The organism is Neoroseomonas terrae, assembly GCF_018129025.1.
Taxonomy (GTDB): Bacteria; Pseudomonadota; Alphaproteobacteria; order Acetobacterales; family Acetobacteraceae; genus Neoroseomonas; species Neoroseomonas terrae.
Genome location: NZ_JAAEDI010000021.1, coordinates 38,750 through 54,087 on the forward strand (window position 1 = coordinate 38,750; position 15,338 = coordinate 54,087).

14 protein-coding genes are annotated in these 15,338 nt (G+C 68.3%); 12 read left to right on the forward strand and 2 right to left on the reverse strand.

The genetic code is table 11. The annotated features are described in order from the left end of the window. Nucleotides 1–87: 87 nt before the first annotated feature. On the reverse strand, nt 88–1,719 hold the full coding sequence (locus GXW78_RS19125; RefSeq protein ID WP_211870495.1) for an arylsulfatase: 1,632 nt from the start codon (nt 1,717–1,719) through the stop codon (nt 88–90). Continuing rightward, nucleotides 1,716–2,726: a formylglycine-generating enzyme family protein gene (locus GXW78_RS19130; RefSeq protein ID WP_272876873.1), complete on the reverse strand. Its 1,011-nt coding sequence runs from the start codon at nt 2,724–2,726 to the stop codon at nt 1,716–1,718. The genes GXW78_RS19125 and GXW78_RS19130 overlap by 4 nt, the downstream gene beginning before the upstream one ends. 244 nt (nt 2,727–2,970) lie before the next feature. Between GXW78_RS19130 and GXW78_RS19135 the strand changes: the two genes are divergently transcribed. The 12 genes from GXW78_RS19135 to GXW78_RS19190 all read left to right on the forward strand — a co-directional run bounded on the left by GXW78_RS19135 (nt 2,971) and on the right by GXW78_RS19190 (nt 15,275). Beyond that, entirely contained in the window at nt 2,971–3,987 is a 1,017-nt protein-coding gene (locus GXW78_RS19135) for a sulfate ABC transporter substrate-binding protein (RefSeq protein WP_211870497.1), read from the forward strand. 6 nt (nt 3,988–3,993) lie between these two features. Then, nucleotides 3,994–4,845, forward strand: a complete 852-nt coding sequence (cysT, locus tag GXW78_RS19140) for a sulfate ABC transporter permease subunit CysT (protein ID WP_211870498.1) — start codon at nt 3,994–3,996, stop codon at nt 4,843–4,845. Continuing rightward, the gene (gene cysW, locus GXW78_RS19145; RefSeq protein ID WP_211870499.1) at nt 4,842–5,675 is read left to right on the forward strand and encodes a sulfate ABC transporter permease subunit CysW; all 834 of its coding nucleotides are present in this window, start codon (nt 4,842–4,844) and stop codon (nt 5,673–5,675) included. Before cysT ends, cysW begins: the two co-directional genes overlap by 4 nt. Continuing rightward, nucleotides 5,672–6,772, forward strand: coding sequence for a sulfate/molybdate ABC transporter ATP-binding protein (locus GXW78_RS19150; protein WP_211870500.1), 1,101 nt, complete (start codon nt 5,672–5,674; stop codon nt 6,770–6,772). Before cysW ends, GXW78_RS19150 begins: the two co-directional genes overlap by 4 nt. Nucleotides 6,773–6,995: 223 nt before the next feature. Beyond that, on the forward strand, nt 6,996–9,218 hold the full coding sequence (locus GXW78_RS19155) for a type VI secretion system Vgr family protein (protein WP_211870501.1): 2,223 nt from the start codon (nt 6,996–6,998) through the stop codon (nt 9,216–9,218). A 19-nt stretch (nt 9,219–9,237) separates the two neighbouring features. After that, nucleotides 9,238–9,603: a DUF3592 domain-containing protein gene (locus GXW78_RS19160; protein ID WP_211870502.1), complete on the forward strand. Its 366-nt coding sequence runs from the start codon at nt 9,238–9,240 to the stop codon at nt 9,601–9,603. Between the two features lie 7 nt (nt 9,604–9,610). Then, nucleotides 9,611–12,217: a DUF2169 family type VI secretion system accessory protein gene (locus GXW78_RS19165; RefSeq protein WP_246522419.1), complete on the forward strand. Its 2,607-nt coding sequence runs from the start codon at nt 9,611–9,613 to the stop codon at nt 12,215–12,217. Then, a complete protein-coding gene (locus GXW78_RS19170; protein ID WP_211870504.1) occupies nt 12,214–13,278 on the forward strand; it encodes a pentapeptide repeat-containing protein in 1,065 nt (354 codons plus the stop codon). Before GXW78_RS19165 ends, GXW78_RS19170 begins: the two co-directional genes overlap by 4 nt. Nucleotides 13,279–13,295: 17 nt before the next feature. After that, nucleotides 13,296–13,892: a DUF3540 domain-containing protein gene (locus tag GXW78_RS19175; protein ID WP_211870505.1), complete on the forward strand. Its 597-nt coding sequence runs from the start codon at nt 13,296–13,298 to the stop codon at nt 13,890–13,892. A gap of 12 nt (nt 13,893–13,904) precedes the next feature. Continuing rightward, nucleotides 13,905–14,300, forward strand: a complete 396-nt coding sequence (locus GXW78_RS19180) for a DUF4150 domain-containing protein (protein ID WP_211870506.1) — start codon at nt 13,905–13,907, stop codon at nt 14,298–14,300. Between the two features lie 530 nt (nt 14,301–14,830). Continuing rightward, complete coding sequence (locus tag GXW78_RS19185) at nt 14,831–15,031, forward strand: hypothetical protein (RefSeq protein WP_211870507.1); 201 nt, start codon at nt 14,831–14,833, stop codon at nt 15,029–15,031. An 85-nt stretch (nt 15,032–15,116) separates the two neighbouring features. Further along, nucleotides 15,117–15,275 (forward strand): hypothetical protein, encoded by a 159-nt coding sequence (locus GXW78_RS19190; protein ID WP_211870508.1) that lies wholly within the window; start codon nt 15,117–15,119, stop codon nt 15,273–15,275. Nucleotides 15,276–15,338 lie beyond the last annotated feature (63 nt).

Below are 15,338 nucleotides of genomic sequence, written 5' to 3' on the forward strand. Positions count from 1 at the left end.
GAGGCGGTGCCTTCGTCCCGCGCATTGGCATTGCTTGGAGCAGCCGACGCGCAGCGCGGTGCGCGTCGGCAACATGGGCCTGAACGGTTAGCCGCCGCCCGACGCCGCACTCTCCATCTGTCGGAGGATCCCGTCGAGGTTGAAGCTGTCCGGCCGCTGGCGCGGTGGGAACTCCCGGAAGGTTTCGAGGAACTGTCGCGCCATGGCCTGCGCCGGAACCAGCAGGTACACCCGGCTCATGAACCAGTCATTGTAGGTGTTGCTGCTCTCGTCGGCGCGCTCGTAGGGGTCCATGCGCAGGTCGAACAGCTTGGGCACGCGCAGCGTCGTGAAGGGTTCCCGCCAGACGCCGAAGCCGACGCCGCGGTTCTCCATGAACACGACCTTCCACCGTTCGTAGCGCATCGCGACCATCTGGCCGTCGTCGTTGAAGTAGTAGAATTCCTTCCGCGGCCCGTCCTGCGTCTGGCCGGTCAGCAGCGGCAACTGATCGTAGCCGTCCAGATGCACCTTGTAGGTGCGCCCGCCGACCGCAAAGCCTTGCAGCAGCTTCTGCTTGATGTCGTTGTCGCCGGCAGCGGCGACGAGCGTGGGAAACCAGTCGAGGTTGGAGACGACCTGGTTCGACACGCTGCCCGGCTGGATGCGGCCCGGCCACCGTACTGCGAAGGGTACACGATACGCACCTTCCCAGTTGCTGTTCTTCTCGCTGCGGAAGGGCGTCACCGCCGCATCCGGCCAGGAATTGAAATGCGGGCCGTTGTCGGTGCCGTAGATGACGATCGTGTTGTCGGCGATGCCGAGATCATCGATCTTCTTCAGGATCTTCCCGACCCAATCGTCATGCTGGAGCATGCCATCCGCATATTCGTTCAGGCCTGACTGCCCGCGGAAGCTCGGCGGCACATGGGTGCGGAAGTGCATCCGCGTGGAATTCATCCACACGAACATCGGCCTGTTCGCGGCCTTCTGCCGGTCCATGAAGTCCATGCCGGCGGCGAGGAACTCGTCGTCGACGGTCTGCATGCGTTGCCGCGTCAGCGGGCCGGTATTCTCGATACGACCATCGGCGAAGCTCTTGATGACGCCGCGCGGGCCGAAGCGGCGGCGGAACTCCGGGTTGCGCGGATAATCCTCGTTCTCCGGCTCCTCCTCGGCATTCAGGTGGTAGAGATTGCCGAAGAACTCGTCGAAGCCATGCGCGGTCGGCAGGTGCTCGTCGCGGTCGCCGAGGTGGTTCTTGCCGAACTGCCCGGTCGCGTAGCCCATTCCCTTCAGGATCGTCGCGATGGTCGGATCCTCGGCCTGCATCCCGGCGGCAGCCCCCGGCAGGCCGACCTTGGACAGGCCGGTGCGCGCGACGCACTGGCCGGTGATGAAGGCGGACCGGCCGGCGGTGCAGGACTGCTCGGCGTAGTAATCGGTGAACGCCATGCCCTCGTTGAAGACACGATCGATGTTGGGCGTCCGATAGCCCATCAGGCCGCGCGACCAGTAGCTGATGTTCGACTGCCCGACATCGTCGCCCCAGATGACGATGATGTTCGGCCTGGTGGTCGCCGCCTGCGCCGCCTGAGGCTGCGCAGGCGCAACTGGCTGGGCCGGGGCCGGAGGCCGCTGCTGAGCTTGCGCCATCTGCGTCGTCCCGCCGAGCGTCGCCGCCCCGCCGAGCAGCATGTTGCGGCGGTTCACCCGGCCCGCCGTGTCGCGATCATTCATGCTGACTCTCCCATTGTGCCGTCCGGCCGTGCAATGCAGCGGAAGCCGATATGGCTCATCCCGCTGTCCACCATCTGCGCATGGCGCGCTGCCGGCCGGTATCGGCGGCAATAGCTTGGCGCGCAAAGGAAGGACCCGCCCTTCACCACCTTGCGCGGAATACGGATATTCACCTGCGCAGGGTCGTAGCTGCCTTCGAGGGTCGGACCGCGACCGCCGCCGCAGCAGGTCGGCTGATCCGGCATGTGGCGCAGCGCGAACCAGTCGCTCGTCCATTCCCACACATTGCCGCACATCCCGAACAGGCCGTAGGCGTTGGGTGGGAAGCTGTGCACCGGGCACGTACTGGCAAAGCCGTCGGCCTCGAAGTTGCGCCAGGGGAAGGGACCCTGCCAGGTGTTCGCCATGTGCACGCCGCCGGGCGTCAACTCGTCGCCCCAGGCGAATTCGGCACCGTCGAGGCCGCCGCGCGCGGCGTATTCCCACTCGGCTTCCGTCGGCAAATCTTTGCCGGCCCAGCGGGCGAAGGTTTCGGCGTCCTCATAGGCGATCTGCACCACCGGGTGCTCGGCGCGGCCGCTGACGTCGCTGCCCGGCCCTTCGGGGTGGCGCCAGCATGCACCGGGTACCCAGCGCCACCAGTTGCGATAATCGGACGTGTCGACCGGCCCATCCGTCATGTGGAAGACCAGACTGCCGGGCTGCAGCATCTCGGGCCTCGCCCCCGGATACGTCGCGGGGTCCAGTGGGCGTTCGGCGACCGTGACATAGCCGGTCGCGGCGACGAAGCCGGCGAATGCTGCGTTCGTGACCGGGGTCTCGTCCATCGCGAAAGACGCGACCGTTGCCTCATGCGCCGGTCGTTCCTCGGGATAATGCCTGTCCGACCCCATCCTGAAACGTCCACCCGCCAGGCGAACGGCCCTCCCTGCGCGGGCGTTCGTCTCGTCGAGCACCGGATCAACCCTCAACGCGCAGGACCGTGCGGCAAGCGCTATCGATGACATGAGACGCCGCGTTGATTCCTGGCGCGACGATCGTCATCAAGCAGGTCCTCCAGCGTCCTCATGCCGCATACGAGGGAGAGGTCACAGCAGACGCTCACCCCACCTCGCCGCGGCGCTGATGAGGCACTTTCTCCGAACCTGACCTGGTCGGCTACCGAAAAGTTCCGCGGGCCTTCACGATCCGTCGAGCGGCTCCGTGACGGCCTGCACGCACCCCATATCCCCCGCCCGGAGGCCTGATGCGATGAGCTTCCCGACCTTCTCGCGCCGCGAGGCATTCGCGGTAGCCGGCGCCATGGCCGCGGCCCCCGTCCGCGGCCAGACGGTGCCCACGTTGCTCAACGTCTCCTACGACCCCACTCGTGAGTTCTACCGCGAGTTTAACGCCGCCTTCGCCGCGCAGTGGGCAGCGCGCGGCAATCAGCGGCCGACGATCAACACCTCCCATGGCGGGTCGGGTCGACAGGCGCGGGCGGTGATCGACGGGCTGGGGGCCGATGTCGTCACCCTGGCGCTCGCCTATGACATCGACGAAATCGCCGGCCGGGGACTGCTCGCGCGCGACTGGCAGACGCGGCTGCCGGAGAACAGCACCCCCTACACCAGCACCATCGTCTTCCTGGTGCGGCGTGGGAATCCGAAAGGGCTACGCGACTGGGGCGACCTGCTGAAGCCCGGCGTCGCGGTGATCACGCCAAACCCCAAGACCTCGGGCGGGGCGCGGTGGAACTATCTTGCCTTATGGGCGTGGGCGCTGCGCCAGCCTGGCGGCAGCGCGGCTACCGCCGAGGAGGCGACGGGCCAGCTATTCCGCCAGGTGCCGGTGCTCGACACCGGCGCGCGCGGATCGACCACCACTTTCGTCCAGCGACGACAGGGCGACGTGCTGCTGGCCTGGGAGAACGAAGCCCATCTCGCGCTGCGGGAGTTCCCGCAGGCAGGGCTGGAGATCGTCTATCCCCCCTTCTCCATTCTCGCCGAGCCGCCGGTTGCGGTGGTGGACCAGAATGTCGAGCGCCGCGGCACGCGCAGCATCGCGGAGGCCTATCTGAACCATCTCTATTCCGATGAAGGCCAGCGCATCGCGGCCAAGCACTTCTACCGTCCCCGCCACGCCGACCTGCTGCGCGCGGCGGGGGACCGCTTCCCCACCATCGAACTCGTCACCATCGACGGTGCCTTCGGCGGCTGGGGCAGCGCCCAGCGCACGCATTTCAGCGATGGCGGCGTATTCGACCGCATCTACCGGCCCGGCCGCTGAGGCCATATGGGCGCGAGCGCGATCGCTCCTCGCAGCGCCTCGCGCCACCAGGCATTGCCGGGGCTCGGCCTGACGCTGGGCGTCACCGTCGTCTGGCTCGGGGCGATCGTGATCGTCCCGCTCGCCGCCCTTGCGCTCAAGCCCTGGGAACTCGGCGCCGCGGGGGTGCTCGCGGCGCTGTCGGAACCGCGCGTCCTGGCGGCCTTCCGCATGTCATTCGGCGGTGCGCTGGCGGCGACGCTCGCGAGCGTCCCGGTGGGCATCCTGCTCGCCTGGGCCATCACGCGGTACCGCTTCCCCGGGCGCCGGGTGCTCGATGCGCTGATCGACCTGCCCTTTGCGCTGCCCACGGCGGTGGCGGGCCTCGCGCTTACCGCGCTGTTCGCGACCAATGGCTGGCTCGGGGCGCCGATCGAGGCGGTGACGGGTTGGAAGGTCGCCTACACACCGGCAGGCGTGATCGTGGCCCTGTTCTTCGTCGCGCTGCCCTTCATCGTGCGCACGGTCGAACCGGTTCTGCGCGACCTGCCGGCCGAAACCGAGGAAGCGGCCGCTACGCTGGGAGCAACGCGGCTGCAGACCATCCGCCGCGTCGTGCTGCCAGCGCTGGCGCCGGCGACGGTGACCGGCTTCGGCCTGGGCTTCGCGCGCGCGGTCGGCGAGTACGGCAGCGTCATATTCATCGCCGGCAACATGCCGATGGTCAGCGAGATCGCGCCGCTGCTCATCATCGTGAAGCTCGAGCAGTTCAACTACGCGGCGGCGGCGGCGGTCGGCCTGGCGATGCTGGTGCTGTCCTTCGCGATCCTGCTCCTGCTCAATCTGTGGCAGCGCCGGCTGCGGCGAGGGCAGCGATGAGCGCCGCTACGCAGGACCCGGCGCCCGCGCGTATCGCGCTGGTGCTCCTCGGCGCGGCGCTCGCGGCCGCCATCTTCCTCCTGCCGCTTGCGGCCGTGTTGGCCGAGGCCCTGCGCCGCGGGTGGGAGCCCGCCTGGACGGCCATCAGCGATCCGGATTCCATCGCCGCCATCCGCCTGACGCTGCTGGTGGCCGCGATCGCGGTGCCGATCAACGCGGCCGGTGGCATCGCGGCCGCCTGGGCCATCGCGAAATGCGACTTCGCCGGCAAACGCGTGCTGATCACGCTGATTGAACTGCCCTTCTCCGTCTCGCCGGTCATCTCGGGGCTGGTCTACGTACTGCTGTTCGGTGCGCAGGGGTATTTCGGGCCCGCGCTGCGCGCTTATGGCTTCGAGATCATCTTCGCCCTGCCGGGCCTGGTGCTGGCGACCGTCTTCGTCACCTTCCCCTTCGTCGCCCGCACCCTGATTCCGCTGATGCAGGAACAGGGGCGGGAGGAGGAGGAGGCTGCCGCAACCCTCGGCGCCGGCGGCTGGCAGATCTTTCTCCGCGTCACGCTGCCGAATGTGAAGTGGGCGTTGCTCGCCGGCGTCCTGCTGTGCAACGCACGGGCGATGGGGGAGTTCGGTGCTGTGTCCGTCGTCTCGGGCCATATCCGGGGCCAGACGAACACCATGCCGCTCCATGTCGAGATCCTCTACAATGAGTACATGTTCGTCGGCGCCTTCGCGGTCGCCGCGCTGCTTGCGCTGCTGGGCGTGGTGACGCTCGCGGCGAAGACCCTGCTTGAGACGCTCACCGCGCGCCGGATCGGAGAGCACGCATGACGGTCGAGATCGAGAAGCTGGTCCGCCGCTTCGGTCACAACGCGGCGCTGGACGGCGTGAGCCTGGCGCTGCACCCCGGCGAGTTCGCTGCGCTGCTGGGGCCTTCGGGGTCCGGCAAGACCACGCTGCTGCGCATCCTCGCCGGGCTCGACTTCCCCGATGCGGGCAGCGTGCGCATCGCCGGCACCGATGTGGCGGGCGTGCCGGCTCGGCTGAGGGGCGTCGGCGTGGTGTTCCAGCACTACGCGCTGTTCCGCCACATGACGATCGCCGAGAACATTGCCTTCGGCCTGCGCGTCCGACCGCGACGGTTGCGGCCGGCGGCGGCCGATATCGCCCGACGCGTCGCGACGCTCCTGGAACTGGTGCAGATCCCGGACCTCGCCGGGCGCTACCCGGACCAGGTCTCGGGCGGGCAGCGGCAGCGTGTGGCGCTGGCACGCGCTTTGGCCATCGAGCCGTCGCTGCTGCTGCTGGACGAACCCTTCGGGGCGCTCGACGCGCTGGTGCGGAAGGAGGTGCGGCGTTGGGTGCGCGGATTGCACGACAGGCTGGGCATTACATCGGTGCTGGTGACGCACGACCAGGATGAGGCGATGGAACTCGCCGATCGGATCGCGGTGATGGATCGCGGACGGATCGTCCAGTTCGGCACGCCGCGCGCCCTGCTCGACGACCCGCAGACGGCCTTCGTGGCGGGGTTCATCGGAGAAGCAAACCGTCTTCGCGGCGAGGTGCGCGATGGTTGGCTCGAGATGCGGGACCTGCCCGTGCCGATGGTCCGCGTGAAGGGACGGGACGGGCCGGTCGAGGTGTTCATTCGCCCGGCGGACCTCCTGGTCGCACCATCCCCCCGTCGCCACGGCTGCGTCGAGGTAGCGCTGGTGCGCCCCGAGACGGAGAGCGCCAGGGTTGTCGTACGCTGCGGCGCGTCGCTGCTGGATGGGGTGGCGCCGACGCAGGTGGGCCGGATCCTTCCCGGCGTGCTCTGCGACGTGACGGTGAGGCGGCTGACGGTGTTCGGCGAAGACGGCGCGCGGGAGGATCTGCACCTGGTGGACGCCCCGGGTTGCGTCGGTGCGGGTGCTTCGATCTGATCGGACGATCCGCTCGATCTCCAAGCGCCGCGGCGCGCTTCGCACAGGTCTGCATGCATGCGAAGTCACAGGAACTTCATGCCGGACCCGCGGCAACTGCCTTAGACGGCCCAGCACCTTTCATGCGACAGCAGGCTGCATCTCAGCGGCTCCGAAGCCGCCCGATGCGGCGATCGAGCGCGGCGATCGAGCGGCAGTTGGCGGTTCGATGCAGGTGGATGCCGTGACGACGACCTACGACCAGACAGACCGCATCCTCGCGATGCAATCGGCGAAGCTCGGGACCGACAAGGCGGTGCTGACGCGGCTGCACGGCCGCGACGCGCTGTGCCGTCCCTTCGAGATGTCGATCAGCTTCGCGACGGCGGAACCGGTCGATGCCGTGAAGTCGATGCTCGGCGAAGCGGTGACGCTGGAGTTCGGCATCCCGCATGCGGAGGGTGAACTGGCCTCGCTCTACGCGCGCCGACCCTTCCACGGCATCGTCCGCAATCTGGCGCGCGGGCGCATGCGGCACGAGGGCGAGTACGAATGGCATGCCGAGATCGTGCCGGAGGTCTGGTTCCTCTCGCTCGATTCCGACTGCCGCATCTTCCAGAACGCCAGCATCCCGCAGATCATCCGGGAGGTGCTCGCGCGGCACAAGGTGACCCATCGCTCGCGCGTGGCGGAAGACGATTTCCCGAAGCTCGAATTCTGCGTGCAGTACCGCGAATCGACGCTCGACTTCATCACGCGGCTGATGGAGCAGGCCGGGCTGTTCTACTGGCACCAGCACACGGCCAGCTCGCATACGCTGATGCTGTCGGACATGAACAGCGACTGCCGCGACATGAACAGGCCGGCGATCCCGATCAGCCGGGACGGCGGATCGATCCGGCGGCTCGATGAGCATTTCGAGTTCCGCACCGGCGACTGGCAGGTGCGTGACCACAGCATGCTCAACCCGGTCGACGCGGTGGTCGCCGAGTCCCGCGCGGCGGGCACACGCAGCGTGCGCAAGATGAGCAGCCACAAGCGCATCGAGTATCCCGGCCGCTACCAGGCCGAGTACCACGGCGGGACGGACACGCTGCCCAAGGTCGACACGCAGGATGCGACGAAGCGCGCCGACCTGCTGATCGCGGTGGAGGAGGCCGGGTTCCACCGACGGATCGGCGATAGCGGTCTCGCCGGCTTCGACGCGGGCAGCCGTATCACACTCGAGGGTCCGCCGGTGGAGAAGCTGCTGGTCACCGCCGTGACCCACAAGGGCCAGGACTACAGCCATTGGTCCATGGAGGCGTGGAACGACCAGCTGGATGTGCCGCCCGCCTACGACAACGAGTTCGTCTGCATCCCCTATGCCACGCCCTTCCGGCCGGAGCGCACGACGGAACGGCCCTTCATCCAGGGGCCGCAGACCGCCATCGTCACCGGCCCTTCCGGCCAGGAGATCCACACCGACAAGTATGGACGGGTGAAGCTGAAGTTCGCCTGGGACCGCCACGGGCCGTCGAATGACGGGTCGTCCTGCTGGGTCCGCGTCTCGCAGGGTTGGGCCGGAGCGAAATGGGGGCAGATCCACCTGCCGCGGGTCGGGCAGGAAGTGATCGTGAACTTCCTCGAAGGTGACCCCGACCGGCCCATCGTCACCGGCCGCGTCTACAACCAGCAGAACGAGGTGCCTTACGACCTGCCGGGCAACAAGACTCAGTCCGGCATCAAGTCACGCTCCTCGATGCAGGGCTCATCGTCGAATTACAACGAGATCCGCTTCGAGGACCTGAAGGGGTCCGAGCATATCCTCGTCCATGCCGAGCGTGATCTGATCACCGAGGTCGAGAACTACGAGACGCACACCGTCGGCGGCGCCGCCGTCCCGAAGTCGGGCAATCTCGGTTCGGGCGATCGCCACACCGGCATCAAGCGCAACGAGACGCTCGACGTCGGTGGCAACAACGACGAGACGATCCACGGCACCGAGACCCGCAAGGTCCACGGCGATGTCGATGAGACCTTCCTCGCGAAGGAGACCCGTACCATCACCGGGCCTTTCGACGAGACAGTCACGAACGCTTACAAGATCTCGACGCCGTCCACCTATGAGCTGACGGCCACGACGTCGATCAGCCTCAATTCGAGCGGCCCGATCCTCGCCAACAGCGGGGAGATCATCAACGTCGTGGCTCCGACGGTGAATCAGGCCGCGCCATCCTGGTTCAAGTCCGGTGCCGCATCCGGCGACGCCTACGGCTTCAAGATGGGGATCGCGGGCATGAAGCTCGACATCGTCGGCCTGGCCGTCGGCTTCGTCGGCATCAAGTTCGACGTCGCTGCCGTCAAGTTCGACAATTTCGGCGTTGCGATCAAGACCGGCGGCCTCGAGATCAAGAACAAGGGGCTGAAGGCCGATACCTACAGCTTCGCGGAGATCAAGGCCGCCGTGATCAAGATCTTCGTCTGACGGCATCCAGGGAAAGGCGATGCCGCGCGTGTGGCTGAACGCACTCATCTTCGGCTCGCTGGCGCTCGTGGCGATCACCATCGTCGCCGTGCCGGCCATCGTCTGGGGCCCAGGCTACCTTCGCCACCGTGAGGAGATGCGTCTGCGGGCCGATGGCTTACCCGCGCGCGCCGTGATCCTCGGACTCGAGGATACGGGCAATCGCTTCAATGACACGCCGGAGATCATCGTGCGGCTCCAAGTCCGGGCCGAAGGCCGGTCGCCATGGCCTGCCTCGGTCCGGCGCATCATCTCGCTCGCGGAGATGCATGCCTTCACCCCGGGCCGGGAGGTGGCGGTGCGTTACGATCCACACCGCCCCGACCGCGTCGCCCTGACACCGTGAGGGCGTGATGAAGACCTTCAAGCCGCTCGCGCTCGCGAGCATGTCGCGGCCGATCGAGTTTCAGCGACGCTTCTTTCTCGGCGTCTCCGCGATCAGCTTCTGTCCCATCGGCGACGAGCCTGGCCTGCTGGGCGAGGTGGCGATGTGGAAGTTCCTCGCCGAAGTCCTTCCCCCGGGCGTGCCGCTCGACCCGGCCCTGCCGAAGATGGCTGCCGAGTTCCTCGTGACCGGCAGCGCCTTCGCACCGGGCGGCGTGCCGGCGCAGACCGTCACGGTCACCGCGCGGCTCGCCGGCGTCACCAAGCAACTCGCGGCGGTGGGCGATCGCTGGATCGAGGATGGCGTGCCGACGCCGCCGCGGCCCTTCCAGGAGATGCCGCTCGGCTGGGACCGCTCCTATGGCGGGCCGAACTACGCCGACAACCCACTCGGCCGCGGCATCGAGGAGATGCCGATCCAGGGTGTGGGCATGCGCGTGATGCTGCCCAACGTCGTCCTCCCGCAAGGGGCATCGCGGCCCGCGGCGCCGGCGCCGATCAATTTCGGGCCGATCGACATCGCCTGGCCGCAGCGCGCGAAGCTGTCCGGCACCCATAACCAGAGATGGCTGGAGCAGGAGTTCCCCGGCTTCGCGGGCGACACCGACTGGCGCATCCTGCTGGCGGGCCCGCCCGACCAGCGGTTCCCGGGCTTCCTGCGCGGCGACGAGGACTACGCCCTGACCAACCTGCACCCGCAGGAGCCCGAGTTGACCGGCCGGCTGCCCGGCATCCAGCCGCGCATTCTGCTCCAGCGCCGCGGGGCGGAGCGGCTCGAGGACGTGCCGCTGTCCCTCACGACCGTCTGGTTCTTCCCCGCGCACAAGCGGCTGGTGATGATCCACCATGGCCGGGTGCGGGTGGAGGAGGAGGATGCGCGCGACGTGACGCGCCTCGTGCTCGGCGCCGATATGCTGGGTGCGCTCCGGCCTGCGGCAGCCTTCGACGACGTCGTCGCGGCGCGGATGCACCCGGAAACCGGCGCTCTCGAGGCCCTGCGGGACAGTGCGCTGGTGCCCGCGGCACTCATCCTGCCAGATCCGGAGATGGAGGCCGAGCGCAAGCGGAACGAGGAGCAGGGCCTGCTCCGGATGCGCGGCCAGGCGCGCGAGCTCCGGGAGTACGAGCGGGAGCGTCAACGTCTCACCGCGCTCGGCCTCGATCCCGCCAGGTACGGCCCGCCGCCGCCGCGTCCGCAGGAGCCGGTGCCGAGCCTCGAGCAGCTTCCCGCGATCATCGAGCGTGTCCAGGCGGAAGCCAAGCGCGCGAAGGTGGACGGCGAGGCCTTCATCGCCGCGCGCGAGGCCGAGACCAATGCCGCGGCAAAGGCGGCAGGCATGGTGCCCGCCGACCCACGCAGGCCGCTGGCCGGCCCGCCGAGTTTCTCGGCGGCGGCGAAGCGTGCGGAGTTCGAGGCCGCTGCGGCGCAGGGCGAGGCGCGGGGCGAGGACATGAGCGTGCTGCGGCGCATGCTGGCTGACGCTGCGACCGAGAAGATGTGGCGCGAGGCCGAGGACGGCGAGCGCAAGGGCTATCTGCTGACCGCCGACGGCCAGCGCCCCGCGCCGCTGCGCGACCGGGCGGCTAGTGCCGTGTTGCGCGCACGGCTGATGGATGGTCGGCGGGATGGCCGCCGTCTCGACCTTTGCGGCGCCGATCTCTCGGGGCTCGACCTCTCGGGGTTCGACCTGTCGGAGGCTTGGCTCGACGGTGCCATTCTCACGGGCGCCAGGCTCGTGCGGGCCACGCTGAAGCGCGCCGTGCTCGCCCATGCGCGGCTCGAGAGCGTGAACTTCGCCGGCGCTGACCTCGAAGACGCCAATCTCGGCCGGGCCATGCTGGCCGGCGCCGATCTCTCGGGCGCGCTCCTCCGCGATGCAGCGTTGCGTGGCGCCGATCTCCGCGGCGCCCGGCTCGTCCAGGCCGACCTGACCAATGCCGCGGTGGGTGAGGCGATCTTCGAGGGTGCGGATCTGAGCGGGGCGCTCGCCGACAACATCGTGCTGAACGAGGCGCACCTCGCCGGCGTGACGGCGCGCGGCACCCGCTTCGGTGCCGCCGTGCTGATGAAGGTCAACATGGAGGGTGCGGACCTCTCCGGCGCGATTCTGGACAAGGCGAGCCTGCTGAGCGTGCGCGCGGCGGGCGCCGTCTTCGCCGGGGCGGCGCTGAGCGGCACGGTGTTTGTCGAAGGCTGCGACCTCTCCGGCGCGCGGTTCGACGGCGCGCGGGGCAGGAACACCAACTTCCGCGGCAGCAAACTCGACAGCGCGGCGTTCGACGGCGCCGTGCTGGATGGCGCGGATTTCTCTGATTGCTCGCTTCAGGGCGCCTCCTTCGACCTGGCCCGCGCGCGGGAGGCACGCTTCGTCGTCGCCGACCTGCGTGGTGCGCGGGTGACCCGGGCCGATCTGATGGGCGCATCGCTCGCCCGCGCGGACATCCGTGGCGCCGACTTCAGCGACACCAGCCTCTACGAGGCCGATCTCGCGCGCATCCACGGCGACACGGAAACCCGCTTCGATCGCGTCCAGCGCACGCGGGTGCGCCTCAACCCGCGTCGTGTGCCGGCATGAACCGTGCGACTATCGAGGCATTGGTGCGGAACGGCGAGGTGATCGGGCGCGAGCACGACTTCTCGGGCCTGGACCTCTCAGGCGCCGACCTCTCCGGCGCCGTCATCGAGCAGGCAAACTTCGCCAACGCCAATCTGCGCGGCGCCAATTTCCGGGAGTCGATGGCGTCCAGCGCGCGCTTCGACAATGCGGACCTCTCCGGGGCGGAACTGCCCCAGGCAAGCTTCATCGAATGCGCCATGTCCCATGCCCGGCTGGATGGCGTGACGGCACCGATGTGGAACGCGGTGATGTGCGGGCTGCGCGGGGCCACCTTCACGCGGGCGGACCTGCGGACGGCGAATTTCGCCCAGTCGCGGCTGACGCGCAGCGCCTTCGTCGGGGCGGACCTGACCAAGGCCCGCTTCCTGAAAAGCCGGACCGACAGCATCGACCTCTCCGGCGCCGTCTGCGAGGATGCGGTGTTCATCGAGGCGGACATGGTGAAGGCCGGGCTTGCCGGCACACGCCTGCTGCGGACGAACTTCATCGGCTGCACCTTCACCGGCCGATCGATGCAGGGGTTGCGCCTGGTCGGATGCCAGTTCACCGGCAGCGACCTCACCGGCTGCAACTTCTCCGGCGCCGACGTCACGCAGGGCGGCCTACAGAACGCGCAGGTGTCGGGCGCCAGCTTCGAAGGCGCGGTGCTGGCGAAGGCCATCCTGATGGGGGCGAATCTGCGCGGCGCGGTGCTGCGCGGCGCCGACCTGTCGAACGCCATCCTGAATGATGCCGATCTGACCGGGGCGGACGCCACGGGCGCGCGGATGTACCAGACGATCGGCGTCGGCATGAAGGCGCCGCAGGCGCGGCTTGGCGGCTGCGACATGACTTATGCCGATCTCAGCCACGCCGACCTCGAAGGCGCCGACCTGGCCGATACGACGCTCTTTCGCGCCAACCTTCACAACATTCGCGATGCCGGGGCGCGCATCCCCGGCCGTGGTCGCGCGCTGAAGCCCGACCCCGAGCGCACCGAGGCCGATGGGTGGCAGCAACGCTGGGCGGCGATGCGCTGAATGAGGAGAATCGACCGATGAACGCGATGACCGGCATGAGCCTGATGGGCGAGGTGACGCTGGCCGCCGAGGTGGTCGCCCGCGAGGGTGCCGGCCTGACCCTGCTCGCCGCTGGCGAACGGCTTGATGCCCGCCGTGCCTTCTCCTGCCTCGTGGATCCGGAGCCTGGTGATCGCGTGCTCGTTGCGCGGGACCACGATGCCGCGTTCGTGCTGGCCGTGCTGGAACGCCGCGGAGCGGCCCCGATGCGCGTCGCGTTGCCGGATGGCAGCGCGGTGACGGCGGGGGAGGGACGGCTCGACCTTTCGGCCGGAACGCTGGTCCTGCAGGCGCGCCAGGGAGAGGTGATGGTCGAGGATCTCGCCTTGCGCGGCGCGAAGGCCACAATGCGCGTCGGCACGGCAACCGCGATCGTCGAGGCGCTCGAGACCCTGGCCGAGCGGGTGATCGGCCGCTTTCGTCGCAGCTACCGCTTCGTCGAGGAGACGGAACAGTTGCGTGCCCGCGATATCGACCAGCGCGCCTCGGGGCACCTGCACCTGAAGGGCGATACGGCGACGATCCAGGCCGGCGCGGTGGTGAAGGTGGACGGCCACCAGATACATCTCGGCTGAACGGAGCGCGCCATGTTCGCCAATTGTCAGCTCATGGGCATGGACCTGGCCTTCCCGGATGTCTGCCTGACGCCCGCAGTGCCGGCGCCGGTCCCGATCCCCTATCCGAACATCGCCATGGGGCCGACCGCGATCCCCAGCCAGTTCAACACGCTCATCATGGGTGCTCCGATGCACAACATGGCGACGGTGACGCCCCTGACGAATGGCGACAATGCGGGCGTCGCGACGGGCGTTGCCTCGGGCACCGTGATGGGGCCGTCGCGCCACCTGCTCGGCGCCTTTACCATGCTGGTGAGCGGCATGCCCGTCACGCGGCTGACGTCGATGTCGATGCAGAACAGCACGAACATGGTGGGCATGCGCATCGTGCCGAGCCAGGTGAAGGTGCTCGTCCTCTCGGCCTGACGGGCGTGCCGGCATCGCTCGATGCCCGTCGTGCAGGCATGCAGGCCGGCAGCGTGCGGCGCAACTTCGCCGCGAGGCCCGGGGTTGTGCGACATAAAACGACATAAAATAGTGTAGAAGCGGGTGCTGTGGCTTCGCTCGCTCAGCACCCCCGACGAATCGGACCAGTTTCCACAGCAATCATCTTACCACGCATGGGGATGAATAGAGGGACCCTTGGCGATCCCGTCTGAACAAAGAAAACAACTAACTACAATCGCGAAAAGGGCCATTTTCTACCCGATCTTATTGACAAATAGCGATCAGACGATGTGAAATGCCTCTGCCGACATACGGCGCTCGTCGCCCGCGGAGATGGAACCGAATGCAGATCGCCCCACCTTCAGACAGATCCCGGTACCTCGGCTGCGGCCGGGTGCATGTGGGCTGTCGGCGCGGTCGAATGCATCTCACCGGCTGACGCGCCGGACGCCCACACCTTCGTTTCCTGAGGCTGAACCGGCGCCGACCAGCACCGGAGGAAGATCGGCATGATCCATTCGTGCACCATCACGGAGAATGGACGCCTGCTGGGCGTCGCGACCACGGCGGACCATGGCTGGATGTTCACGGCCATCGACCCGCGGGTCGAGGACCTTCACGGCAGCCGTTTTCGCAGCACGGCCGAGGCGGAGCGCGTAGCGCTGCTCGTCCTCGACCGCGGCCGGGGCGCCGAGAGGGGGCGGCCATGATGGCGCTCGCCCTGCGAGCCATCGGCGGCGGTGCGTTGCTCTTCGCCGTCCTCGCTGCCGCGGGTCTGCTGCGGATGCACGGATCATGACCAGCCTGCTTCTCGCGCCGGCTTTATCGCCCGATGCGATCGTCTGGCTGGCCGCCATGACCGCGGCGGTGGCCGGCACCGTGCTGCATGCCGCGTTCCCGCCGACCGATCCCGCGGTGAGCGAGGCACTACTGCGCGCGGCCTTCCATCCATAGACGCCGTATCCGATTGCCCCCTACCGGCGGCCTGCTTCTGGATGGTCTCAGGTAGCGGCGGCT

Coding starts and splice junctions, on each gene's coding strand:
- GXW78_RS19125 (WP_211870495.1), bottom strand. CDS start 1,719: ATGAATGATCGCGACACGGCGGGCCGGGTGAACCGCCGCAACATGCTG.
- GXW78_RS19130 (WP_272876873.1), bottom strand. CDS start 2,726: ATGTCATCGATAGCGCTTGCCGCACGGTCCTGCGCGTTGAGGGTTGAT.
- GXW78_RS19135 (WP_211870497.1), top strand. CDS start 2,971: ATGAGCTTCCCGACCTTCTCGCGCCGCGAGGCATTCGCGGTAGCCGGC.
- cysT (WP_211870498.1), top strand. CDS start 3,994: ATGGGCGCGAGCGCGATCGCTCCTCGCAGCGCCTCGCGCCACCAGGCA.
- cysW (WP_211870499.1), top strand. CDS start 4,842: ATGAGCGCCGCTACGCAGGACCCGGCGCCCGCGCGTATCGCGCTGGTG.
- GXW78_RS19150 (WP_211870500.1), top strand. CDS start 5,672: ATGACGGTCGAGATCGAGAAGCTGGTCCGCCGCTTCGGTCACAACGCG.
- GXW78_RS19160 (WP_211870502.1), top strand. CDS start 9,238: ATGCCGCGCGTGTGGCTGAACGCACTCATCTTCGGCTCGCTGGCGCTC.
- GXW78_RS19165 (WP_246522419.1), top strand. CDS start 9,611: ATGAAGACCTTCAAGCCGCTCGCGCTCGCGAGCATGTCGCGGCCGATC.
- GXW78_RS19170 (WP_211870504.1), top strand. CDS start 12,214: ATGAACCGTGCGACTATCGAGGCATTGGTGCGGAACGGCGAGGTGATC.
- GXW78_RS19175 (WP_211870505.1), top strand. CDS start 13,296: ATGAACGCGATGACCGGCATGAGCCTGATGGGCGAGGTGACGCTGGCC.
- GXW78_RS19180 (WP_211870506.1), top strand. CDS start 13,905: ATGTTCGCCAATTGTCAGCTCATGGGCATGGACCTGGCCTTCCCGGAT.
- GXW78_RS19185 (WP_211870507.1), top strand. CDS start 14,831: ATGATCCATTCGTGCACCATCACGGAGAATGGACGCCTGCTGGGCGTC.
- GXW78_RS19190 (WP_211870508.1), top strand. CDS start 15,117: ATGACCAGCCTGCTTCTCGCGCCGGCTTTATCGCCCGATGCGATCGTC.